This is a genomic window from Enterobacter sp. Cy-643 (assembly GCF_011752815.1).
Classification (GTDB): Bacteria; Pseudomonadota; Gammaproteobacteria; order Enterobacterales; family Enterobacteriaceae; genus Cedecea.
In genome coordinates, this window is sequence record NZ_VWWV01000006.1 from 121,996 (window position 1) to 143,299 (window position 21,304).

General features: G+C 53.1%; 21 protein-coding genes and 1 riboswitch. Of the genes, 9 read left to right on the forward strand and 12 right to left on the reverse strand.

Annotated features, from left to right (window positions below; genetic code table 11):
- Positions 1-33 precede the first annotated feature (33 nt).
- The 5 genes from parE to nudF form a co-directional block, all read right to left on the reverse strand.
- A complete protein-coding gene (parE, locus tag F3J29_RS19370; protein ID WP_045783988.1) occupies positions 34-1,926 on the reverse strand; it encodes a DNA topoisomerase IV subunit B in 1,893 nt (630 codons plus the stop codon).
- Positions 1,927-1,971: 45 nt separating this feature from the next.
- Complete coding sequence (gene yqiA, locus F3J29_RS19375; RefSeq protein ID WP_166868560.1) at positions 1,972-2,547, reverse strand: esterase YqiA; 576 nt, start codon at positions 2,545-2,547, stop codon at positions 1,972-1,974.
- Entirely contained in the window at positions 2,547-3,374 is an 828-nt protein-coding gene (gene cpdA, locus F3J29_RS19380; RefSeq protein WP_166868562.1) for a 3',5'-cyclic-AMP phosphodiesterase, read from the reverse strand. The genes yqiA and cpdA overlap by 1 nt, the downstream gene beginning before the upstream one ends.
- Positions 3,375-3,516: 142 nt before the next feature.
- Positions 3,517-3,942, reverse strand: a complete 426-nt coding sequence (locus F3J29_RS19385) for a DUF1249 family protein (protein ID WP_166868563.1) — start codon at positions 3,940-3,942, stop codon at positions 3,517-3,519.
- A 2-nt stretch (positions 3,943-3,944) separates the two neighbouring features.
- A complete protein-coding gene (gene nudF, locus F3J29_RS19390) occupies positions 3,945-4,577 on the reverse strand; it encodes an ADP-ribose diphosphatase (RefSeq protein ID WP_166868565.1) in 633 nt (210 codons plus the stop codon).
- A 212-nt stretch (positions 4,578-4,789) separates the two neighbouring features.
- On the opposite strand from nudF, the gene tolC reads away from it, so the two are divergent.
- The 3 genes from tolC (at position 4,790) to F3J29_RS19405 (ending at position 8,288) form a co-directional block, all read left to right on the forward strand.
- The gene (tolC, locus tag F3J29_RS19395) at positions 4,790-6,274 is read left to right on the forward strand and encodes an outer membrane channel protein TolC (protein WP_166868567.1); all 1,485 of its coding nucleotides are present in this window, start codon (positions 4,790-4,792) and stop codon (positions 6,272-6,274) included.
- Between the two features lie 169 nt (positions 6,275-6,443).
- Positions 6,444-7,121 (forward strand): DUF1190 family protein, encoded by a 678-nt coding sequence (locus F3J29_RS19400; RefSeq protein WP_008460913.1) that lies wholly within the window; start codon positions 6,444-6,446, stop codon positions 7,119-7,121.
- 6 nt (positions 7,122-7,127) lie between these two features.
- Positions 7,128-8,288, forward strand: a complete 1,161-nt coding sequence (locus F3J29_RS19405; RefSeq protein ID WP_166868569.1) for a glutathionylspermidine synthase family protein — start codon at positions 7,128-7,130, stop codon at positions 8,286-8,288.
- A gap of 34 nt (positions 8,289-8,322) precedes the next feature.
- Here the strand turns inward: F3J29_RS19405 and ygiD are convergent, their stop codons facing one another.
- Positions 8,323-9,111: a 4,5-DOPA-extradiol-dioxygenase gene (ygiD, locus tag F3J29_RS19410; RefSeq protein WP_166868571.1), complete on the reverse strand. Its 789-nt coding sequence runs from the start codon at positions 9,109-9,111 to the stop codon at positions 8,323-8,325.
- A gap of 178 nt (positions 9,112-9,289) precedes the next feature.
- Entirely contained in the window at positions 9,290-9,943 is a 654-nt protein-coding gene (ribB, locus tag F3J29_RS19415; RefSeq protein ID WP_008460907.1) for a 3,4-dihydroxy-2-butanone-4-phosphate synthase, read from the reverse strand.
- Between the two features lie 94 nt (positions 9,944-10,037).
- Positions 10,038-10,186, reverse strand: a riboswitch (FMN riboswitch).
- A gap of 122 nt (positions 10,187-10,308) precedes the next feature.
- On the opposite strand from ribB, the gene ubiK reads away from it, so the two are divergent.
- Complete coding sequence (gene ubiK / locus F3J29_RS19420) at positions 10,309-10,569, forward strand: ubiquinone biosynthesis accessory factor UbiK (RefSeq protein WP_008460905.1); 261 nt, start codon at positions 10,309-10,311, stop codon at positions 10,567-10,569.
- Positions 10,570-10,618: 49 nt separating this feature from the next.
- On the opposite strand, the gene F3J29_RS19425 is transcribed toward ubiK, so the two are convergent.
- Both F3J29_RS19425 and F3J29_RS19430 read right to left on the reverse strand, forming a co-directional pair.
- The gene (locus F3J29_RS19425) at positions 10,619-11,785 is read right to left on the reverse strand and encodes a M20 aminoacylase family protein (protein WP_166868573.1); all 1,167 of its coding nucleotides are present in this window, start codon (positions 11,783-11,785) and stop codon (positions 10,619-10,621) included.
- Between the two features lie 15 nt (positions 11,786-11,800).
- A complete protein-coding gene (locus F3J29_RS19430) occupies positions 11,801-13,135 on the reverse strand; it encodes an MFS transporter (RefSeq protein WP_166868574.1) in 1,335 nt (444 codons plus the stop codon).
- Between the two features lie 178 nt (positions 13,136-13,313).
- Here F3J29_RS19430 and F3J29_RS19435 point away from each other — a divergent pair, with 178 nt between their 5' ends.
- Positions 13,314-14,249, forward strand: a complete 936-nt coding sequence (locus F3J29_RS19435) for a LysR family transcriptional regulator (protein WP_166868575.1) — start codon at positions 13,314-13,316, stop codon at positions 14,247-14,249.
- A gap of 52 nt (positions 14,250-14,301) precedes the next feature.
- Here F3J29_RS19435 and tsr read toward each other — a convergent pair whose 3' ends face one another.
- Positions 14,302-15,966 carry a methyl-accepting chemotaxis protein gene (tsr, locus tag F3J29_RS19440; protein ID WP_166868576.1) on the reverse strand — a complete coding sequence of 555 codons (1,665 nt, stop codon included), beginning with the start codon at positions 15,964-15,966 and terminating at the stop codon, positions 14,302-14,304.
- A 213-nt stretch (positions 15,967-16,179) separates the two neighbouring features.
- Here tsr and fimW point away from each other — a divergent pair, with 213 nt between their 5' ends.
- The 4 genes from fimW to fimZ all read left to right on the forward strand — a co-directional run bounded on the left by fimW (position 16,180) and on the right by fimZ (position 19,691).
- A complete protein-coding gene (gene fimW / locus F3J29_RS19445) occupies positions 16,180-16,782 on the forward strand; it encodes a fimbria biosynthesis transcriptional regulator FimW (RefSeq protein ID WP_166868577.1) in 603 nt (200 codons plus the stop codon).
- 252 nt (positions 16,783-17,034) lie between these two features.
- Positions 17,035-17,745, forward strand: a complete 711-nt coding sequence (locus F3J29_RS19450) for an EAL domain-containing protein (RefSeq protein ID WP_166868578.1) — start codon at positions 17,035-17,037, stop codon at positions 17,743-17,745.
- Between the two features lie 20 nt (positions 17,746-17,765).
- Positions 17,766-18,494: a DNA-binding response regulator gene (locus F3J29_RS19455; RefSeq protein WP_286175449.1), complete on the forward strand. Its 729-nt coding sequence runs from the start codon at positions 17,766-17,768 to the stop codon at positions 18,492-18,494.
- A 564-nt stretch (positions 18,495-19,058) separates the two neighbouring features.
- On the forward strand, positions 19,059-19,691 hold the full coding sequence (gene fimZ / locus F3J29_RS19460; RefSeq protein ID WP_008460895.1) for a fimbria biosynthesis transcriptional regulator FimZ: 633 nt from the start codon (positions 19,059-19,061) through the stop codon (positions 19,689-19,691).
- 75 nt (positions 19,692-19,766) lie between these two features.
- Here fimZ and sfmF read toward each other — a convergent pair whose 3' ends face one another.
- On the reverse strand, positions 19,767-20,288 hold the full coding sequence (gene sfmF, locus F3J29_RS19465; RefSeq protein ID WP_166868580.1) for a fimbria assembly protein: 522 nt from the start codon (positions 20,286-20,288) through the stop codon (positions 19,767-19,769).
- Between the two features lie 9 nt (positions 20,289-20,297).
- On the reverse strand, positions 20,298-21,302 hold the full coding sequence (gene fimH, locus F3J29_RS19470) for a type 1 fimbria D-mannose specific adhesin FimH (protein ID WP_008460890.1): 1,005 nt from the start codon (positions 21,300-21,302) through the stop codon (positions 20,298-20,300).
- Between the last annotated feature and the right edge of the window lie 2 nt (positions 21,303-21,304).

Consider the following 21,304-nt stretch of genomic DNA (forward strand, 5'->3'; position numbering starts at 1 on the left):
GAGCCATCCCTTTTACGTTTTGGAGCAAAACGTTTAGCCCTCGATATCGGCCATGTCGCCTTTTTCCTGCAGCCAGTTGCGGCGATCTTCAGAACGTTTCTTGGCCAGCAGCATATCCATGGTCGCCAGCGTGCGCTGGTCGTCTTCGTCGCTGATGGTCAACTGAACCAGACGGCGCGTATTCGGATCAAGCGTGGTCTCGCGAAGCTGAAGCGGATTCATCTCTCCCAGCCCTTTAAAGCGCTGCACGTTTGGCTTCCCTTTCTTGCGCTTAAGTTGTTCCAGCACGCCTGCTTTTTCTTCTTCATCCAACGCGTAATAAACCTCTTTACCCAGATCGATGCGGTAGAGCGGCGGCATCGCCACGTAAACGTGACCACCTTTCACCAGTGCCCGGAAGTGGCGCACAAAGAGCGCGCACAGCAGCGTGGCAATGTGCAGACCATCGGAGTCCGCATCCGCAAGGATGCAGACCTTGCCATAGCGCAATTGGCTCAGATCTTCACTGTCTGGATCAATACCGATCGCCACAGAAATATCGTGCACTTCCTGCGAGGCCAGTACTTCGTCAGAAGAAACTTCCCATGTGTTCAGGATCTTCCCTTTCAGCGGCATGATCGCCTGATACTCGCGATCGCGGGCCTGCTTCGCAGAGCCGCCCGCAGAGTCCCCTTCCACCAGGAAAAGCTCGGTCCGGCTTAAATCCTGCGCGGTACAGTCCGCCAGCTTACCCGGCAGCGCCGGTCCACTGGTCAGCTTTTTACGCACAACCTTCTTCGCGGCGCGCATACGACGCTGGGCGCTGGAAATAGCCAGCTCGGCCAGCTGTTCTGCAGCCTGCACGTTCTGGTTCAGCCACAGACTAAAAGCATCCTTCACTACGCCAGAAACAAAGGCCGCACACTGGCGCGAGGAAAGACGCTCTTTCGTCTGGCCAGCAAACTGGGGATCCTGCATTTTGACCGACAGCACATAGGCACACCGCTCCCAAATATCTTCCGCAGAAAGCTTCACGCCGCGCGGCAGGATATTGCGGTATTCGCAGAACTCACGCATCGCGTCAAGCAGCCCCTGACGCAGACCGTTTACGTGAGTACCGCCCTGCATGGTTGGAATCAGGTTTACGTAGCTTTCCGTCAGCAGTTCACCGCCTTCCGGCAGCCAGAGCAGCGCCCAGTCAACGGCTTCGGTATCGCCCGCAAAATTGCCAATAAACGGCGCTTCCGGCAGCGTAATCAGGCCATTCACGGCTTCGCAAAGGTAGTCGTTCAGGCCGTCCTGATAACACCAGCGCTGCTCGGTATTATTCACTTTATCGGTGAAGGTAATCTCGACACCCGGGCACAGTACGGCTTTCGCTTTCAGCAGGTGGCTGAGACGTGAAACGGAAAAGCGCGGGCTGTCGAAGAAGCTTTCGTCCGGCCAAAAATGTACGCTGGTCCCGGTATTGCGCTTCCCGCAGGTGCCAATCACTTCCAGATCCTGCACCTTCTCGCCGTTTTCAAAAGCGATGCTGTATACCTGAGCGTCACGGCGGACGGTCACTTCAACGCGTTTGGAAAGGGCGTTAACCACAGAGATCCCTACGCCGTGGAGGCCGCCGGAGAATTGGTAGTTTTTATTCGAGAATTTCCCGCCAGCATGCAGGCGGCAAAGGATCAGCTCAATGGCCGGTACCTTTTCTTCGGAATGGATATCGACAGGCATTCCTCGCCCGTCATCAATGACTTCCAGCGACTGGTCGGCGTGCAGGATGACATCCACGCGCTTAGCGTGACCTGCCAGCGCCTCATCCACGCTGTTATCAATGACTTCCTGCCCTAAGTGGTTAGGACGAGTGGTGTCAGTGTACATCCCCGGGCGGCGGCGAACAGGCTCAAGCCCGGTGAGTACCTCTATATCATCGGCATTATAGGATTGCGTCATGGTTTATTCATTCAGATAGCGAAACAGGAAATCGGCCGTCAGGCCTCAGCGCAAGCCGAGGAAGTCGACAATCTGTGTGAAATAATCTTCGAAGCCCGTGAAGGCATGATTGCCACCGGGTTTCACCGTCTGGCGGCAGAGCGCGTAGTAAGCTACGGCCTGGCGGTAATCAAGCACCTCATCGCCCGTTTGTTGCAGCAGCCAAATCAGGTCTGGCGCTTCCAACGGGTCAATCTGCATGACTTTCAGATCGTAAATATGGCGTGACTCTAGCACATATTGCTGCCCGGTGTAGGGGTTCTCGTTTTTACCAAGGTAACCCACCAAAAGCTCAAAGGGGCGAACAGCTGGGTTAACTACCACAGCAGGCAAAGTGAAGCATTGCGAAAGCCAGGTCGCGTAATAGCCGCCGAGAGAAGATCCCACAATGCCCAGCGGCTCGCCTCCACGTTTAAGCACAAGCGACTCTAGCAGCTCGGAGGCCTCTGCCGGATATGGCGGTAACTGAGGCACAATCATTTCAATTTCAGGATGCTGCTGGGCCAGCCATGCCTTAAAACGGGTCGCTTTTGCGGAGGCCGGAGAGCTATTAAACCCGTGCAGATACAGTAACGCAGGCATTAATAACCCTCAGAAGCCGTGTCAGGACTGAATTTACCGCTTTGCAGACGGCCAACTTCCGTCGTCAGGCTGCCGTCGGGGTAAAGATCGAGCCAGCGCCAACCCGGCTCAATGGTGTCGAGTGTGAAATTAGCGCAGTGAGGTTTGAACTGGACGCATGTCGAAGGTGTAGCCAGCATTCTGCGACCGTTCCAGTCGAGATCCAGTTCCTGATGAATGTGCCCACAAAGCAGTGTTTTCACCTGCGGCCAGGGCTTGAGCACGGCATCCAGTGCGGCAGCATTGCGCAGGCTGTGCTGATCCAGCCAGCTACAGCCGGCAGGAAGAGGATGATGATGCAACAGAAGTAACGTGTGACGCTCTGGAGCCGCAGCCAGCTGACGCTCAAGCCATTCCAGCTGATAGTCGCTTAGTTCACCGTGGGGAACGCCAAAGACCTGACTGTCCAGCAACAGAATTTGCCAGCGATCGCCAATGTAAACGCGCTTAGCCGGGGAAATGCCCGCGTCCTGTAGAGCGTTAAACATCGCAGGCTGAAAATCGTGGTTACCCGGTAGCCAAACGCAAGGCGCAGCAATACGGGAGATCCCCTCAGCAAAGTGCTGATAAGCCTCCACGCTGTGATCCTGTGCCAAATCCCCGGTTGCCACCAGTAAGTCGCAGGCACGCTGTTCGGCAAGAATGGCGGTCAACACCGCCTGATAGCTCTTCCAGGTATTAATACCGAGCAGCGTTTCGTTCTTTCCAGCGAACAAATGGGTATCGGTTATTTGCAATATCCTGATTCGGCCTCCATCGGCCACAGGAAGGGTTAACAGGCTTTCCAAATGGTGTCCTTAGGTTTCACGCACTCACTACCCACCACACTTGAGCTGCTGATATCCAGGCGGCAGCTCGATTCATTCAGGGTATCAATATCATCCATTTATTCAGGGCGTTGTGCCGTTAGCCGTCCTGGGCCCTAAAAAACTAGGTATACACGGGCACGGCCATTGCTCCATGCGCTAAACAGTAGCGCAGCCAGTCAGCAAGAAACTGGTTAATTTGATGCTTTTCGTCGCGTTGATGCAACTTTTTATTCGGATAATCATATCGCGCTTTGAAGCGAAAGATCTGCTGGCTTGAACACACTTCCGCGACCATCGCATCGTGATACAGCCTGACCGACATTGACGGCAGGCTCCAGTAACTCACCGCGGGTTGCGTTTGTTCTATTTCCACCAGAGTGGTATAACGCGTTGATTCTGAGATAGTTAATCGATATCTGGCGCTATTAACCTGATAGGTTACCGTTTCGCCCGCTGCATCATTTTTCGGCAACAGACGGCGCAGCTGCGCGAAGTTGGTTTCGCACAAACGCATCATTTCGGGGAAGTCAGGGGTATAGCGCTTCATAATCAGTGATTCCACTCTTTTCTTAGTTGCTCATAATGCAGCTGCAGCCATTGCAAAGCGATGACCGTCGCCGCGTTGTCGATGCTCCCCTCTTCGACACACTGGTAAGCCTGTTCCCGGCTAACCACATGAACACGAATATCTTCGTTTTCTTCCACCAAGCCATGAATACCGTTGGCCTGAGTGGCATCCACTTCGCCGACTAAAATAGACAACCTTTCGCTGGTGCCGCCGGGGCTGGCTAAATAGCTCAGAACCGGTTTGGTTCGGCCCACGGCAAGGCCTGCTTCTTCTACGGCTTCACGGCGCGCAACATCCTCTACGCTTTCACCTTCTTCAATCATGCCGGCGATCATTTCTAACAGCCATGGGGTTTTGCTGGTATCCCAGGCAGCAATACGAATCTGCTCTATCAGCACGACTTCATCACGCACAGGGTCATAGGGTAGCAGCACCGCAGCGTGACCGCGCTCAAAAATTTCACGCCTGACTTCGCCACTCATTTCGCCGTTGAACAAACGATGGCGAAAACGATAAAGATCGAGTGAAAAAAAGCCACGATAAAGCGTTTCCCGTGCAATAATTTCTACATCCTTTTTGGCGAAAGTAGCCGCTAGCTTTTCTGACTTGTTCATAGATGATGTCCTGATGACAAATGGGCGCTGACCGGGTGATTTCAACCCTGCGTAACTGCCCTTTCAATTTTGATGTGGTAGATTGGTGAAAATTAAGGTAGATGGCACTTTACGCCAACCTGCCCGGCTGACGGAATCTGTAGAATCGGCGATCATCTTTGACTCCTGTCGGCGTTAAACAAAATAATTCTGCTTCACAACAAGGAATGCAAATGAAGAAACTGCTCCCCATTCTTATCGGTCTGAGCCTAACGGGTTTCAGCGCCATGAGCCAGGCAGAAAACCTGCTGCAGGTTTATCAACAGGCCCGCACCAGCAACCCGGACCTGCGTAAATCCGCTGCTGACCGTGACGCCGCATTCGAAAAAATTAATGAAGCACGCAGCCCATTACTTCCACAGCTGGGCCTGGGTGCAGATTACACCTACGGTAACGGTTTCCGCGACTCTAACGGTATTAACTCCAACACGACCAGCGCAACGTTACAGCTGACGCAAACCATTTTTGATATGTCGAAATGGCGCGCACTGAGCCTGCAGGAAAAAACCGCAGGGATTCAGGACGTCAGCTTCCAGACCGATCAGCAGTCTCTGATCCTGAACACGGCAACAGCCTATTTCAACGTGCTGAGCGCGATTGACGCGCTTTCCTATACTGAAGCGCAGAAACAGGCCATTTACCGCCAGCTGGATCAAACCACCCAGCGCTTTAACGTAGGCCTGGTTGCCATCACTGACGTACAGAACGCCCGTGCGCAGTACGACACCGTGCTGGCGAACGAAGTGACCGCCCGTAATAATCTGGATAACGCGGTGGAATCGCTGCGCCAGGTCACCGGGAACGACTACCTGAGCCTGGCTTCTCTGAACGTGGACGGTTTCAAAACCACCAAGCCAGATGCAGTCAATAACCTGCTGAAAGATGCTGAAAAACGCAACCTCAGCCTGCTTCAAGCTCGTCTGAGCCAGGATCTGGCGCGCGAACAAATTCGCCTGGCTGAAGACGGCCACCTGCCGACGCTGAGCCTGAACGCATCCAGCGGCGTCACTAACAGCAGCTACAATGGTTCTAAAACCTCCGGCAATTCGCAGTATGACAACAGCTATAAAGGGCAGAACCAGGTTGGCCTGAGCTTCTCCCTGCCGTTGTACCAGGGTGGCCAGGTTAACTCTCAGGTTAAACAGGCTCAGTACAACTTTGTGGGCGCCAGCGAGCAGTTGGAAAGCGCGCACCGCAGCGTGGTACAGACCGTGCGTTCTTCCTTCAATAACGTAAATGCCTCTATCAGCACCATCAACGCTTACAAACAGGCCGTTGTGTCTGCGCAAAGCTCCCTTGATGCGATGGAAGCCGGTTACTCAGTGGGTACCCGTACTATCGTTGACGTACTGGACGCGACCACCACGCTGTATAACGCCAAGCAGCAACTCTCCAGCGCACGTTATAACTACCTGATTAACCAGCTGAATATCAAATCAGCGCTGGGTACGTTGAACGAGCAGGATCTGATTGCGCTAAACAATACGCTGGGCAAACCGGTTTCAACCTCTGCGGACAGCGTTGCGCCGGAAACCCCAGAGCAAGATGCCCGTGCTGATGGCTACAACACCACCCCAGCAGCCGCATCAACTAAAGCTGCTCATGCTACTCCGGCTGCGGCCACCAGCGGGAAAAAAGCGAACCCATTCGCTAATTAATCGCCGGAATGCCAACAAAAGGGGCGTATTTTTACGCCCCTTTTTTTCTGTCTCGCGTTTGAACGTAAGGCAACGTAAAGATCTCCTGCCAACAGGCCAACATCGCTTCAATTTCAACCGCTCATCCCCTATCCTTAGCACCAAACCTACTGGGCTCAGGACTGATTAAATGAAACGGACAAAAAATATAAATCATTCATCGTTCCGCAAAAGCTGGAACGCACGCCATTTAACGCCGGTGGCGTTGGCGGTCACCGCCGTCTTTATGCTGGCCGGCTGTGAACAAAGCGACGAAACCGTCTCAATGTACCAAAACGCGGACGACTGCTCGCAGGCAAACCCGAGCAAAAGCGCGGAATGTACCACCGCCTATAATAACGCTCTGAAAGAAGCCGAGCGCACGGCACCGAAGTACGCTTCCCGTGAAGCCTGCGTGGCCGAGTTTGGCGAAGGCCAGTGCCAGCCAGCCCCTGCTCAGGCAAGCCTTGCCGGCGAAAGCCAGGCTCAGGCTCAACCGCAGCAAAGCGGCAGCTTCTGGATGCCGCTGATGGCGGGCTACATGATGGGCCGTCTGATGGGCGGCGGCGCGGGCTTTGCGCAGCAGCCGCTGTTTACCTCAAAAAACCCGGCCAGCCCGGCTTACGGCAAGTACGCCGATGCCAGCGGTAAAAGCTACGGCGCGGCCACCCCAGGCCGGACGACAACCGTTCCGAAAAGCGCGATGGCACCAAAACCTGCGACCACCTCAACGGTGACTCGCGGCGGCTTTGGTGAGTCAGTGGCCAAGCAATCCACCATGCAGCGCAGCAGCGCCACCTCCGGCAGCAGCCGTTCGATGGGCGGCTGATACATCATGGAAAGAGTTTCAATCGTCGAACGCCCTGACTGGCGCGAAAAAGCCACGGAATACGGCTTCAATTTTCACACCATGTACGGGGAGCCGTACTGGTGTGAAGACGCCTATTACAAGCTCACGCTGGCTCAGGTTGAACGCCTGGAAGAGGTCACCGCCGAGCTGCATCAAATGTGTCTGCAGGTTGTGGAAAAAGTGGTGGCCAGCGACGAGCTGATGGCCCGTTTCCGCATTCCGAAACACACCTGGGAATTTGTTCGCCAATCATGGCGCAGCCAGCAGCCCTCCCTTTATTCCCGCCTGGATCTGGCGTGGGATGGCGTGGGTGAACCCAAGCTGCTGGAAAACAATGCCGATACGCCAACTTCGCTGTATGAAGCGGCTTTCTTCCAGTGGATCTGGCTTGAAGATCAGGTGGCTGCGGGCAATCTGCCCGAAGGCGCAGACCAGTTCAACAGCCTGCAGGAAAAACTGATCGAGCGTTTCGCCGAACTCAAACAGCAGTATGGCTTTAATCTGCTGCACTTTGCCTGCTGTCAGGAAACAGTCGAAGATCGCGGCACCGTGCAATATTTGCAGGACTGCGCCGCCGAATCCGACGTCGCCAGTGAGTTCCTGTTTATCGAGGAAATTGGCCTCGGCGAAAAAGGTCAGTTTACCGACCTGCAGGATCAGGTTATCAGCAACCTGTTCAAGCTCTACCCGTGGGAATTCATGCTCCGCGAGATGTTCTCCACCAAGCTGGAAGATGCCGGCGTGCGCTGGCTGGAGCCAGCCTGGAAAAGCATTATCTCCAACAAAGCCCTGCTGCCGATGCTGTGGGAGATGTTCCCGGGCCACCCTAACCTGCTGCCGGCTTATTTCGCCGAAGATAACTTCCCGCCGATGGAAAAATACGTCGTGAAGCCAATCTTCTCCCGCGAAGGCGCCAACGTGAAGATCATCGAGAATGGCCAGGAGATCGCGCGCGTTGACGGGCCGTACGGCGAAGAAGGCATGATCGTCCAGCAGTTCTATCCGCTACCAAAATTCGGCGACAGCTATACGCTGATTGGCAGCTGGCTTATTAACGATCGGCCTGCAGGGATCGGCATTCGTGAGGATCGCGAACTTATCACCCAGGATCTTTCCCGTTTCTATCCGCATATCTTTGTGGAATAAAACATTAAAAAAGCGCCCATCGGGCGCTTTTTATTTACCCCACCACAACCGACAGCATACTCAGCGATCCCATCTCTATGCCGTCGACCGGAATCGCGATCGGCTCTTTGCCGTCCCATGCGCCCAGGACATAAAGCAGCGGCAGGAAGTGTTCTGCCGTCGGGTTAGACAGTGAACCGCCTTCATGGCTGAGATAGTTCACCAGCGGATGCTGCTCCGCAGGCCCCTGCCAGGCCAGGTTCGCTTTAACATAATCGTTAAACGACTCGGCCCATGGGTAAGGCATATTTTCGCCGTGCCAGCGCGCCGTTCGCAGGTTATGCACCACGTTACCGCTCGCCACCAGCATGATGCCCTGGTCACGTAGCGTAGCCAGTTTACGGCCAATCTCCAGATGCCAGGCTGCAGGCTTCGTGCTGTCAATGCTCAGCTGCACCATCGGGATATCCGCGTTAGGGTACATCTTGATCAGCACTCCCCACGAGCCGTGGTCAAAGCCCCATGCCTCTTTATCTAACGCCACCGGCGTTGGTGCCAATAATTCAACCAGCTGCTGCGCCAGCTCAGGCGAGCCGGGTGCCGGATAGTGCGTGTCATACAGCGCCTGCGGAAAACCGCCAAAGTCGTGAATCGTTTTCGGCGCTTCCATCGCGGTCACGCCCGTTCCACGAGTGAACCAGTGGGCCGACACCACCACAATCGCTTTTGGCCGCGGCAGCGTTTCGCCAAGCTGAGCCCAGGCGCGGGTATAGCGGTTATCTTCCAGCACGTTCATCGGGCTACCGTGGCCAAGGAACAGCGCGGGCATACGTGGGGTTGTCATGATGGTGTCCTTAAATGGCTAAGATTCAATACACACAGATTACGCCCAATTTTTGAGGGAAGAACTCAGATAAGCATGATGATGATCATCAGAAATTTTGAACAGGTCTGAAAGGTCGAAAACAGCAAGGCGGGAGTGAAAAACAAAAGCCCGATCGCGCTGACCGGGCTTTACTTTTTTAGCTGGCTTTACGCGCTTGGGCCTGGCGATATTCCACCAGATCTTCGATAGTCACAACCGCCATATTGTGTTTACGAGCAAACTCGATACACTCCGGCGCGCGCGCCATGGTGCCGTCGTCGTTGGTCAGTTCACACAGCACACCCGCTGGTTTGAAACCGGCCAGAGACACCAGATCGATAGTAGCTTCGGTGTGGCCGCCACGAGTTAACACGCCGCCCGGCTGCGCACGCAGCGGGAAAACGTGGCCAGGGCGATGCAGATCGCTCGGCTTAGCGCCGTCGGCAATGGCTGCACGAACGGTGGTCAGACGGTCGGCTGCGGAAACGCCGGTTGTCACACCGTGAGCGGCTTCGATGGTCACGGTAAACCCGGTGCCGAAAGCGCTGGTGTTATTTTCAACCATCATCGGCAGATCGAGCTGTTTACGGCGTTCGTCGGTCAGGCACAGGCAGACAATGCCGCTCCCGTGGCGAATGGTCAGCGCCATTTGCTCAACGGTCATGGTTTCAGCCGGGAAGATCATATCGCCTTCGTTCTCACGATTTTCATCGTCGAGAACCATGGCGCCACGGCCTTCGCGAAGCGCATCAAGAGCACGCTCAACGCGCTCAGTCGGAGTGCCAAATGCAGAAAGTAGCGTCTGATTCATGGTAATAAAAACCTCATTAATATTATGGTTACCAGAATCAGGGCAGTCTTAGGAGCTAAAAAAATAACGCGGGCAGGCCAGGGCCTGACGTGATCGTTACTCTCTCCCATCCGGACTTTAACCGTCGGCCCCGGAATTACACCGGATCTGCTGACCTTCAGACAAAGCCTGAAGCGCTCGCGGGCTTTCAGCGTTCGCTGATTTACCGCCGGTGGGGAGTTTCGCCCCGCCCTGAGAATAAGCAGGTTCACTATAGCGCTAATCATTTTTGTGGGCAACGATTACACAGGCAACATTTCCAGTTTATCCCCTGGCAATCAGGCATTACAATTAACCTCATTACCCGCCAGATAATGGAAGCCGCTATGATTGACCCGAAAAAAATTGAACAAATCGCCCGCCAGGTCCATGAGTCAATGCCGAAAGGGATTCGTGAGTTCGGGGATGATGTGGAGAAGAAAGTACGCCAGATCCTGCAGTCTCAGTTAACCCGTCTTGACCTTGTGAGCCGCGAGGAGTTTGACGTGCAAACTCAGGTACTGCTGCGTACCCGCGAGAAACTGGCTCTGCTGGAGCAGCGCCTGACAGAACTGGAAAACCGCGAAGCCCCGAAAGACGCCGAGTAACGCTCCGCCCCCTGACGCTCCCGCAAAGGAAAGCGTCAGGGGGAAATCCTCAGCGTAAAAATGCCTCACTCAACCGAACCCAATATGTAGCCCCCACCGAAATACAGGCATCGTTAAACTGATACAGAGGATGATGCACTGAATAGTCATCTTTCCCCGTCGCCGTACCCAGCCAGAGATAACACCCAGGCACCTCTTCCAGCATAAAAGAGAAGTCCTCGCTGCCCATCATGCTCTTCACCTGCTGAGGATCCGCCACGTTATCCGCGCCGAACGTATCCCGGGCAACCTGAAGCGCGAATGCCGTCTGTGCTTCGTTATTTATCGTCACCGGATAGCCAAAATCCACCTCTATACAGGCCTTCAGGCCAAAACTGTCCGCCTGAGCGTGGACGAGGGTTTCAACCCGTTGTTTGAGCGCCTCACGAACCTCTTTTTTAAAGGCACGCATGTTCAGCTTCAGCACGGCTGTGTGCGGGATAATGTTGTGTGTTGTGCCGCTCTGCAGGCTGCCTACGGTCACCACCGCCGCATCCTGCGGATCGATATTGCGCGAGACAATAGTTTGCAGCGCCATCACAATAGAAGCTCCGGCAATCGTAGGATCGATACAGTGCTCCGGCATCGAGCCATGCCCACCTTTACCTTCCAGCGTAATGGTCAGGCTGTCGGAAGAGGCCATTAACGCCCCCGGCTTCGTCACCCACTGACCGGCGGGGATCAGGGGAAAATTATGCAGCCCAAACACCGCGTCGCACGGGAACAGCCTGAACAGACCGTCGTCGATCATGCGCTTAGCACCGCCGATCTTTTCTTCCGACGGCTGAAAGATCAGATGCAGCGTCCCGTTAAAAGGCTTCTTCTCCGCCAGGTAGCGAGCCGCAGAAAGCAGAATGGCGCAGTGGCCGTCATGCCCGCAGGCATGCATCTTACCTTCCACCTGGCTTGCCCAGGGCAGCCCGGTTTGCTCTTGCATCGGCAGCGCGTCCATATCGGCGCGGATCCCCAATCTTTTACTGCCGCTTCCCACTTTTAGCGTCCCAACCACCCCGGTGCCGCCTAACCCGCGATGTACTTCATAACCCCAGCCGGTCAGCAGTTCAGCAATACGATCGCTGGTGCGGAACTCTTCAAACCCCAGTTCCGGGTACTGGTGGAAATCGCGCCGAAGGGCGATCATCTCTTCTTCACGATCCAGAATCTCTTTAATCAACATAGGTAGCTCCTTGTATTAAGCGTCAGGTCGCGTTTTCCGTTCCCGCCAGGCAAGCAGCGCCGCCAGCGAAACGAAAGAGCAAAAAATCAGATACCAGGCCGGCGTCATCGGCTGACCCGTCGCTTTAAGCAACCAGGTCACGTTAAATTGCGCAAAGCCGCCAAATAGGGTGACGCCAACGGCATACACAATGCTGATGCCCGAGGCCCGAACCGTTTTCGGAAATGCTTCGAGCAGCAGCAGGAACAGTACCACCGTGCAAACATTCGCCAGCACCTGGTCGACAGCGATTAACGCGATAGTTACCCACAGCGGCATACCGTTCAAAATCGAGGCGAAGATCGGCCAAATCAGCACGAGCGATACGGCAAAACAGGCGATCATGATTGGCTTGCGTCGGGGCAGCCTGTCCGCCAACTTTCCTGCGAAAAAAGGGATCAGGAGCGTCATCAGCGCCGCCGTCAGGCTTATCCAATAGGAGGTTGCCGCCGGCATATGCAGCGTATTCACCATGTATGCAGGCATGTAATAAATGATGATGTAGAACGTTGTCGTGCCTTTCATTATCAGCAAAATGCCCAACAGCAGCGCCCGACGATGCTCTCGCCAGAGGACTTTGGCCGAGTTCTCCTTTTGGGGAGTCGCTTCAGTATGATGGGTTTCCGGCAAATGGCGCCGGATGTACATCCCAATGGGCATGATCGCCAGACCCAGAATAAAGGGCACGCGCCAGCCCCAATCGTACAGGGCCTCTTCGCTGAGGTAGTGGCTCAATCCTGCTCCCATTGCCGCCCCAAACAGCGCCGCGCCGCCCTGACTGGTCATCTGCCAGCTCACGCGCTGCCCGCGCCGGGATTTATCGCCGGCCTCCATCAGCCAGCTGGTTGCCGCGCCGATTTCGCCCCCGGCGGAAAATCCTTGCAGCAGGCGGCCGGCAATCAACACGATGGGACCCAGTATTCCGACCTGGCTGTAAGTCGGCGCAAACGCCACCAGCATCACGCCAAGGGCCATCAGTCCGAGGATCAACGTCATCCCGGAACGGCGGCCATGCTTATCCGCATAGTTACCCAGCACCAGGCTGCCCAATGGGCGCATCACAAAACCGACGCCAAAGGTCGCTACCGCCAGCAGCAGCGAAACATAGTCATTACTGGAGGGAAAAAAAAGGTGGCCAATGATCACTGAAAAGAAGCTATAAACCGCAAAATCATAGATTTCTAATCCGTTTCCCAACGTTACCGCCACCAGAGACTTAGCGCAGGTTCGCTCTTCCAGAGGGCGGCTTTGAGGCGGCATCGCGGCGATCAACCCGCTCGCCGCAGAGGCAGTACTTGCAGATGATTTCATGCTCACTTCCTTCTCATTATTTTTTGCATGTCGGGCTGTGACTTCTGAGGATGATTCGACTATCTGCATAAAAAAAGAACATCGCAAACATAAAAATTAGTTATGACTTTGGTTATATTCTTCGTATCCTGAAAGTGCATTTTTTGCACTATGGCGAAAGCCAATGGCGGAGTGACAAATGAAAATCAAAATAAATCAATTAGATGTATTACTGGAAGTTGCCGCACAGGGCAGCATAGGCAAGGCCGCCCGGGCGCTGCATCTCACTCAACCCGCTATTTCCAAAACCATTCAGGAGCTGGAGACGGAAATCGGCATGCCAATTTTGCAACGCTCATCACGGGGCGTGACGCTCAATGAGTACGGGCAAGTGCTGTTGCGCCATGCCAGGGATATCGATCGCTCGTTACATCAGGCGCGGGATGAAATCGATAATCTGCTCGGAAAAGCCATGCGTCAGCTGCGCGTTGGATTTACCTCCGCCGCCTCTTACGGTCCCTTTAGTACCACAATGAGCCAGTACCAGAGCCGCTATCCCGGCGTGAAGTTAATCGCAATGGAAGGCAGGCCGCTCCAGATTCTGGATGCGCTCGCTAATCAGCGGCTGGATATGGCGGTGATGACCAGCGCCAGCGGAACGCCCATCGGCACGTTTTACCAGGAAACGCTCTACGCCCTCAGCAACACCATTATTGCCGGCGAGCATCATCCCGTCACCCACACCACCACGCTGAAAAGCCTGATGCAATTTCCCTGGCTGGACTGGGATGAGCCGGGAGAGCACTCTATTCTGGGCCAGGTCTTCCGCCGCTATAACCTGCCGCTACCGCCGACGATTGTGCACTGCTCCTCGCCGTGGATTATGGCGCGCATGATGGAACAGGCGCCCATTGTCAGCATGTGGACTTCGGTCAGGCTCCGCTTTCCTGGCTATGAAAAAAACCTTCGGCCACTGACGCTTAAAGAAGTGCTGCCGGCAACCAGCGTGAATATCGTTTGCCCTAGTATAGGGCGGCTGTCCACCGCAGGGACGACCTTTATGGAAATGCTGAGGATCAATTCGCGCGACTGGCTTCAGGACAGCGACGCGCTGGAAATGGTAGCGAGGGTATAAAAAAGGCGGACAGCTTTGCGCTATCCGCCTTGTTGTTCCAATACAGCTCGAATCAGAAGGTTTCCCAGTTATCGTCAGATGCCGCAGCCACGGCCTTACGCGGTGCAGCCGTCGTCGCGACAGCCTTCGGCGCAGCGGCCTGGGCTTTAGTCTGGCGTTCCTGAGCGATGCGGAATACGGAAACGGACTGCGTCAACCGGCTGGCCTGTTCTTCCAGCGCGGCGGCGGCGGCGGCAGACTCCTCGACCAACGCGGCGTTCTGCTGGGTCACACGATCCATTTCTGCAACCGCTAGCCCAACCTGATCGATCCCGCGGCTTTGCTCGTCAGACGCAGAGGCAATCTCACCCATGATATCGGTCACGCGGGTAACCGCATTAACGATTTCCCCCATGGTTTCCCCGGCGCTTTCAACCAGCGTAGAACCGGTATCTACCTTGCTGACCGAGTCCTCAATCAGGGTTTTGATCTCTTTCGCTGCCTGCGCGCTACGCTGCGCCAGGTTACGCACTTCCCCGGCAACCACGGCAAAACCACGTCCCTGCTCACCGGCACGGGCCGCTTCAACGGCGGCGTTAAGAGCCAGAATGTTAGTCTGGAAGGCGATGCCGTCAATGACGCTAATAATGTCGGCGATTTTCTGCGAACTGCCGGCAATCTCGCTCATGGTATGCACCACATTATCTACAACTTTACCGCCGCGCTGTGCGGTTTCAGAAGCGCTTAGCGCCAGCTGGCTAGCCTGACGGGCGTTTTCAGCATTCTGTTTAACCGTGGCAGTCAGCTGCTCCATGCTCGCGGCCGTTTCCTCAAGCGATGCCGCCTGCTGTTCGGTACGAGACGAGAGATCGTTATTGCCGATGGAAATCTCGCTGGCGCCGCTATAAATGGCATTCGCACCGTTGCGGACCTCGCCTACGGTTACCACCAGCTCATTTTGCATATGGCGCAGGTTCTCGGCCAGCTGCCCCATCTCGTTGGTGCCTTCCACGTCGATTTTGCGCACCAGATCGCCGCTGGCGATATGGCGAATACTGTCGATCAGACGATTAAGCGGAGAGATAAGCGTGGTACGGATCCCCTGCCAGACCACCAGGATCACCACCAACACCACGATCAGAACGCCAATCAGGATCCAAATCGCCATGCTGTAGGAACTGTTGCTGCTGTCGACCGCTTCCTGATAAAGGTGGTCGTTTTGCTGCAGATAGTTAACGTATTGCTTCTCAAAGCCGTCCTGATACCCCTGGGTCGGCTGATCGAAGAATTCATTAATTTTCCCCGCACCGAGCAGTTGAATCAGCTCCGCCAGCGCGCCGTGATAAATATCGTAGTTGCGCTTAATTTCTTGTGCGGCCGCGTCGCTTTGGCGTGGATCGCGCGGCAAAGCTTCATAAGCCGCCCACTCAACCTCGGCCTGTTTTAGCGAGGTGCTGGCGATGGCCATAAGCTCTTCAACGGTTGCGCCGCTGCCGATTTTATTGGCATCCATCATGTAACGAATACCGGCGCGGTTCAGGGTATTGCGGGTCTGCAACAGCGCGACCCAGCTGCCGTTCAGCGTTGACTGCTGCTGACGAATGGTTTGTAGAACGGTGAAATTTTCTTTGTCCTGCTTCAGCGCATTGAAGAACAACCCGCCGGAAGCTATCTGCAAAATGCCAAACAGCCCCAGGACGACCAGTAAGCTTGTAACGATTTTGATACGGTTTAACATTGCTTCTCATTCCCTGTAAGACAAGTCTTAATCATCGGCCTAACAGCAGAAAACTTTACCCAAAGCGTTTTTTTGCCGTTTTTTCTGCTACTCCCAGGAAATGGCCTGGCAATAATTCATCCTCCACACCTGCGGGGTTAAGTCGTAACACATTCATAACCCGAGTTTTTTTCACTATCATTTTTTTAATAGTCAACCAGCCCGGAGGAAAGCATGCTTACCGTTGCTATCTGTGAAAGAAATAGCCATTTTGCAAATGGCATTAAAATTATTATCCAGCAGCTCTGCCATCAGTTTAGCGAGACTTATCATTTCCTACCGTTGGCACATCAGGACGTCGCCGATCTGGTTTTTTTCGCGCTAGACGACAACTGGTCAACCGCCAACTGCTACAAAATACCGCAGACAACGCGCCATCAGCGGGTGATCCTCATCTGCAAAAAGCAGGATCAGGAGAACCTGATGTTTCGTCCCTGCCTGTATATGCTGCCGTCTATCTACCGTGAGGATGAGGTCGAAGATGTCAGGCTCAAACTGGCCCCCTGGGTAGATCCAGAACGGCGCAAAAAAAACACCCTGCCCGTGCCTACGTCTATTTGCCACTACTGCACAACGCGGCATTTCAACATGCAGGAGCGTGAATTACTGAAGCTAATGGCCTGTGGTTACTCGCTGATTGATGCGGCTTTTATTATGCATATTGATGAAAATACTGCGCGGGATAAACGACTGTCGATTATGAAAAAACTTAATATCAAGAGCCAATATAAACTCATGAATTATATCAAACTCAATCTGCCGTTCTTGCTGGATTGAATTATTTAATTAAGTACTTTCTTATTATGCCAGGGAATTACTCTTAATTATAAAAAAAACGCGCCCCTCACTCTTCAGGGTTGCGAATTTTCGCAACCTGGAATAAGCCATCCCCGGTATTCACTCATTCGAGGCGCTGAGAGAATACGCTCAGAAAAATCTCCAAATTTGCTGAAAGCACACCACCTCTTCCTCTCAGGGCATTGATTGCTCAGCAATTCAGTAATAGCTGTCACAATTAGCGACAAAATAATGATAAATATTTCTAGAGATAACAATTTATTATCTGTTGACCAGCATATTTCCGGTTTCCGTCTGGAACCGATTGTTAATTTATTTAGCGGACACATTATTAGCCACGAAGTACTCAGCCAGCTCGCCGCGCCATCACGCGATTCCGAGGTTTTTTTTGCGAACCTGTCGGCTGCCGACAGCGTGGCGCTTTTTTGCCGTCAGGCCAACCTGCTGAAGTCCCGACAGGCATCCGGTAGCTTCTTTCTTAACCTTCCCCTTATGGCGCTGATTGACGAGCGGCTATTCGCCCGGCTGCTTGATGTTTGTGAATCATGGATAACAATTGAGATACAGGATGCTCCACTTTTTGATACGTGCTCCAGGCGGCATCAGCTTTGCCTGCGGGAGCGAATTAAGCTGTTACAGCAACAAAGGATATCGGTATGGCTGGATGACCTTACCGAGGGCTGTATTGAAAGCTTCCACCGCTACGCCATTGATGTCGGCGGAGTAAAAATTGATAAGCAAGCATTCTGGACGCTCGGTAAAAATCCCAGGGCACTTCAACGCCTGGTCGCACGGTGCGCGGACATTTCACCTCACATTATCATTGAAGGTATCGAAGACACACATCATCTCGAGCTCGCTCGCCAGTCTGGCGCCAGACTCGGGCAAGGCTATTTATGGCCGCATAAACGCTGGCTGCTCTCTGATACCTTGTCATTGTGAGCAGGCTTATGTGCGCAGCTATGAGGCGAAATAAACACCGTCGTACCCGGACTGATTATCTTCTAAACCCCGCCAACTCCTCCGCGCCACTTTTTTTTGATCGACTCGAATATATTCAACAGCAATTGATTGGGGGGCAAAAACCAAAGAAGCCCGACGCCATCCTCGTTTCTGCCGACAATTTCCTCAGCAGCGCAATCACCGGCACGCTTTTCCATCGCCTTAACATTCCCGTGCTCTCTTGTCTGGATGACGTTATTGCGCATCAGGTGCACTCTCCCGTACCGCGGCTGATCGTCGACCTCGACAGCCTGGAGATCCCCACACTTGACGTTTTGAAGGCCATTCGCCAACAAGTTATCACCACGCCGCAACACCAAATCATGCTACTTAGCGCGCAGCGAAAGCCCGAAATCACACGATTTATTCAGCAGGCCGTTGGCTGCAAGATTGTCGAGCGTCGTCTGCCCCCGGACAAACTGAAACAGGCTTTAAGCCCCGGCGACCCAGATTTGGCGGCGAGTTGCGACACGCAGGTTTTTTCCCTCAGAGAGTGGGCGATTTTACTGGCGCTGAGCCGCGGAGAGTCATTGAAATCAATCGCCCTTTTACTTGAGAAACCCTATCATTACGTCGTTTATCGCTTCAACGTTTTGCTGACCCGACTGGCGCTCGATAACCGCAGTAAATTGCTGCACCTTCTACATGAAATTTCTGTTGCAAATAGCGCACATTGGCTATCGAACTAACCTACTGAGGCATAAGATATTTTAAGAATTTACTTAATTTCAATGTTCAAATTGAGTTAAAAACAAACAAAAAATTAACAATTACAACTATTCCTGGAAGCAATTATTCCGCTATGACGCCATTCAGCACTTTTTGATCCAAAACAAAATAACAACATTTAGAACTAAATGTCATTTTTTCTCCAATAAAAAGTCTTTTAACCCACCTTAACTAAAAAATTAGGTTCGTTAATTCAATTTAGAAAAAGGTCAATTAACTACACAGCATTTCGTATTGACTTAGACTTATTCCAGGAACATCAGACTTTTCCCACAAAAACTGCGCTGTATAATCACCTCATCACATATTTATATTTGCCATGACATTTATAAGGATTACATGTGAAGTTATTTAGGCAGTCATTCTCCCGCCGACAATAACGAATTTAAAAAGGAAGAGCGTTTAAAAAAACAAGGAGGTTCCCGCATAAAGACCGGCAACCGCCAACTCACTGTTTATCACTTTCGCTGCCATTGACGCTGTGTCAAAGCGATGTTTTTATCAAACAATCGAGGCAAAAAAAAATGAAACCGGCATCCGTAATCATTATGGACGAGCATCCTATTGTCAGAATGTCGATAGAAGTTCTCCTCCAGAAAAATAAAGATATTAATGTTGTTTTAAAAACAGATGATGGTCGGGAAGTTATCGACTATATGCGCGCGAATCCAGTCGATCTGGTGATTCTTGACGTTGAGCTCCCCAACACGGATGGCTTTACATTACTCAAGAGAATCAAAGGATTACAGGAAAAAACCAAAATCCTTTTCCTGTCTTCGAAATCAGAGTCGTTTTACGCAGGGCGCGCGATTCAGGCCGGCGCCAACGGATTTGTGAGCAAACGTAAGGAACAGGAAGATATATTTAACGCGGTTGAAATGTTGCTTTCTGGCTACTCCTTTTTCCCTTCGGAAACGCTGCATTTTATCAGCAGCCATAAATCACGCCGGGGAACGATGGACGATATGCCGTTATCCAACCGCGAAATCACAGTCTTGCGTTATTTGGCAAACGGCCTGTCAAATAAAGAGATTGCCGAACAGCTATTACTGAGTAACAAGACCATTAGCGCACATAAAGCTAATATATTCTCTAAACTCGGACTCACTTCCATTGTCGAGCTGATTGACTATGCCAAGGTGCATGAACTGCTATAAAGGACCATTACGCACCGGAAGCGGAAATACCGGGAAGACTCCTCCCGGTTATTTTCTGGAACCATTAAAGATGTTTTAATTGTAGTTAATCAGAAACGTCGCATCCGCATTGGCCAGCCCGGCATCCGCGTTGTCCGCCGTGGCAATATAGTTTGCCCAAAACTTGAGCGTCACATCGCCGTTGGCATCAACCGGCATCGTTTTACTGGCATCATTCAACAACAATCGGGACTTATCCTCATTCAGTAGCTCAATGGCCACATTTTTCGCCGTACTGGCAGCGTTTAGCGCCAGCAGTCCCGGTCCGGTACTCTTGCCATTAAAGGTGATTGATGCGGTGCCGCTCGGAGGACACCCGGTAAGCTTCAGGTTAAACGGCATTGCCTGAGTTGTGCTCCCGGCGGTGCGCAGCTGTTTGGTCGGCCACGAGCCAAGCTTCACCGTCTTATTGTCCCCGCCCGTCTCCACGACACAGGTGTAATCCACGATTGTTCCATGCAGCTCAACGTTGATTTCCCCCAGCGGCGAGGCCGCTTTCACTGGGGGCACGCAGAGTATCGGGACCAGCGCCAGCGCGCTCAGGATAAACTTGTTCATCAGGTCCCCTTAATCGAAATCAACGCGCAGATAGCCGCGAGCGGTAAATGGCCCTTCCTTCGGCTTTACGCCCGTGACGCTTACCGGCCAGGCGCGAATTCCCACCCGAGCCGCAGCGGCATCATCAAGCTGGAAATTAATCTTGCTGCCAAGATTGTTTGGCGTCAGCGGTGTCCCGCTGGCGTTCGCTACGATAAAGCCCAGATCGCTGTTATCGGATATCATCATATTGCCGCTGCTTTTCTCCGCCTCAAGGCGCAGCGTGAGGTAAGCCTGGGCATCTATGTTGGTACATTTGATGCCCACCGTTTTACTTTGCGGCGTCACGCTTTGCGGGCGGTTACCGGCCCCGGCCTGGCTGAATAACGATGCCCCGATGCTGCCAAAATCAAACTCCACCACCTGCCCGGCGTTGATTTCGCAGGTCTGCGGGACTTCAACTTTGCCGCTGTAGCTGATGGTGTAAACGACCGTATCTAACGGGTCCGCAGAGGTGGTCGTTACGTAGACCCGGAACATCGTCTGGCGTGGAATCGGCACCATGTTAATAAAACGGCGGGTGACTTTAAGGCGAAACACCAGCTTCGAATCCGTGACCCCAAAAGGTTTGTTCTTCGATACGTTAGGGTGCGACCCCATTTGCATGTAGCTCACCGGCGGATAAAAATCGCCCGCATAGCTGTCGTTTATTTTCATGGCGCCATTAAGGTAGTCATTTATCTTCAGATACTTATAACTCCCCACCACTTCCTGAATGGGTAAATCGGTAACATAGCTACGCTTGGTGGTATTCCCCGACGTTCCTTTAGGACAGATGGCATTCACCCCAATCAGCCCTGTTTTTTCACTCAGAGTCACGATCTGCCCGACGTTGTTGTTACTGCTATTAAATTTGTCAGACAGGTCGTACGAAATATCGGTTGGGACCTTAAGCTCGTTTTCACAAACCGTCGCCAGCGCTGGGGCAGCAAACGCCAGCAGCAGCGACCCGGCCATCAAATTTTTCAGTTTCATTT

Coding starts and splice junctions, on each gene's coding strand:
- parE (WP_045783988.1), bottom strand. CDS start 1,926: ATGACGCAATCCTATAATGCCGATGATATAGAGGTACTCACCGGGCTT.
- yqiA (WP_166868560.1), bottom strand. CDS start 2,547: ATGCCTGCGTTACTGTATCTGCACGGGTTTAATAGCTCTCCGGCCTCC.
- F3J29_RS19385 (WP_166868563.1), bottom strand. CDS start 3,942: ATGAAGCGCTATACCCCTGACTTCCCCGAAATGATGCGTTTGTGCGAA.
- nudF (WP_166868565.1), bottom strand. CDS start 4,577: ATGAACAAGTCAGAAAAGCTAGCGGCTACTTTCGCCAAAAAGGATGTA.
- tolC (WP_166868567.1), top strand. CDS start 4,790: ATGAAGAAACTGCTCCCCATTCTTATCGGTCTGAGCCTAACGGGTTTC.
- F3J29_RS19400 (WP_008460913.1), top strand. CDS start 6,444: ATGAAACGGACAAAAAATATAAATCATTCATCGTTCCGCAAAAGCTGG.
- F3J29_RS19405 (WP_166868569.1), top strand. CDS start 7,128: ATGGAAAGAGTTTCAATCGTCGAACGCCCTGACTGGCGCGAAAAAGCC.
- ygiD (WP_166868571.1), bottom strand. CDS start 9,111: ATGACAACCCCACGTATGCCCGCGCTGTTCCTTGGCCACGGTAGCCCG.
- ribB (WP_008460907.1), bottom strand. CDS start 9,943: ATGAATCAGACGCTACTTTCTGCATTTGGCACTCCGACTGAGCGCGTT.
- ubiK (WP_008460905.1), top strand. CDS start 10,309: ATGATTGACCCGAAAAAAATTGAACAAATCGCCCGCCAGGTCCATGAG.
- F3J29_RS19425 (WP_166868573.1), bottom strand. CDS start 11,785: ATGTTGATTAAAGAGATTCTGGATCGTGAAGAAGAGATGATCGCCCTT.
- F3J29_RS19430 (WP_166868574.1), bottom strand. CDS start 13,135: ATGAAATCATCTGCAAGTACTGCCTCTGCGGCGAGCGGGTTGATCGCC.
- F3J29_RS19435 (WP_166868575.1), top strand. CDS start 13,314: ATGAAAATCAAAATAAATCAATTAGATGTATTACTGGAAGTTGCCGCA.
- tsr (WP_166868576.1), bottom strand. CDS start 15,966: ATGTTAAACCGTATCAAAATCGTTACAAGCTTACTGGTCGTCCTGGGG.
- fimW (WP_166868577.1), top strand. CDS start 16,180: ATGCTTACCGTTGCTATCTGTGAAAGAAATAGCCATTTTGCAAATGGC.
- F3J29_RS19450 (WP_166868578.1), top strand. CDS start 17,035: ATGATAAATATTTCTAGAGATAACAATTTATTATCTGTTGACCAGCAT.
- F3J29_RS19455 (WP_286175449.1), top strand. CDS start 17,766: ATGAGGCGAAATAAACACCGTCGTACCCGGACTGATTATCTTCTAAAC.
- fimZ (WP_008460895.1), top strand. CDS start 19,059: ATGAAACCGGCATCCGTAATCATTATGGACGAGCATCCTATTGTCAGA.
- sfmF (WP_166868580.1), bottom strand. CDS start 20,288: ATGAACAAGTTTATCCTGAGCGCGCTGGCGCTGGTCCCGATACTCTGC.
- fimH (WP_008460890.1), bottom strand. CDS start 21,302: ATGAAACTGAAAAATTTGATGGCCGGGTCGCTGCTGCTGGCGTTTGCT.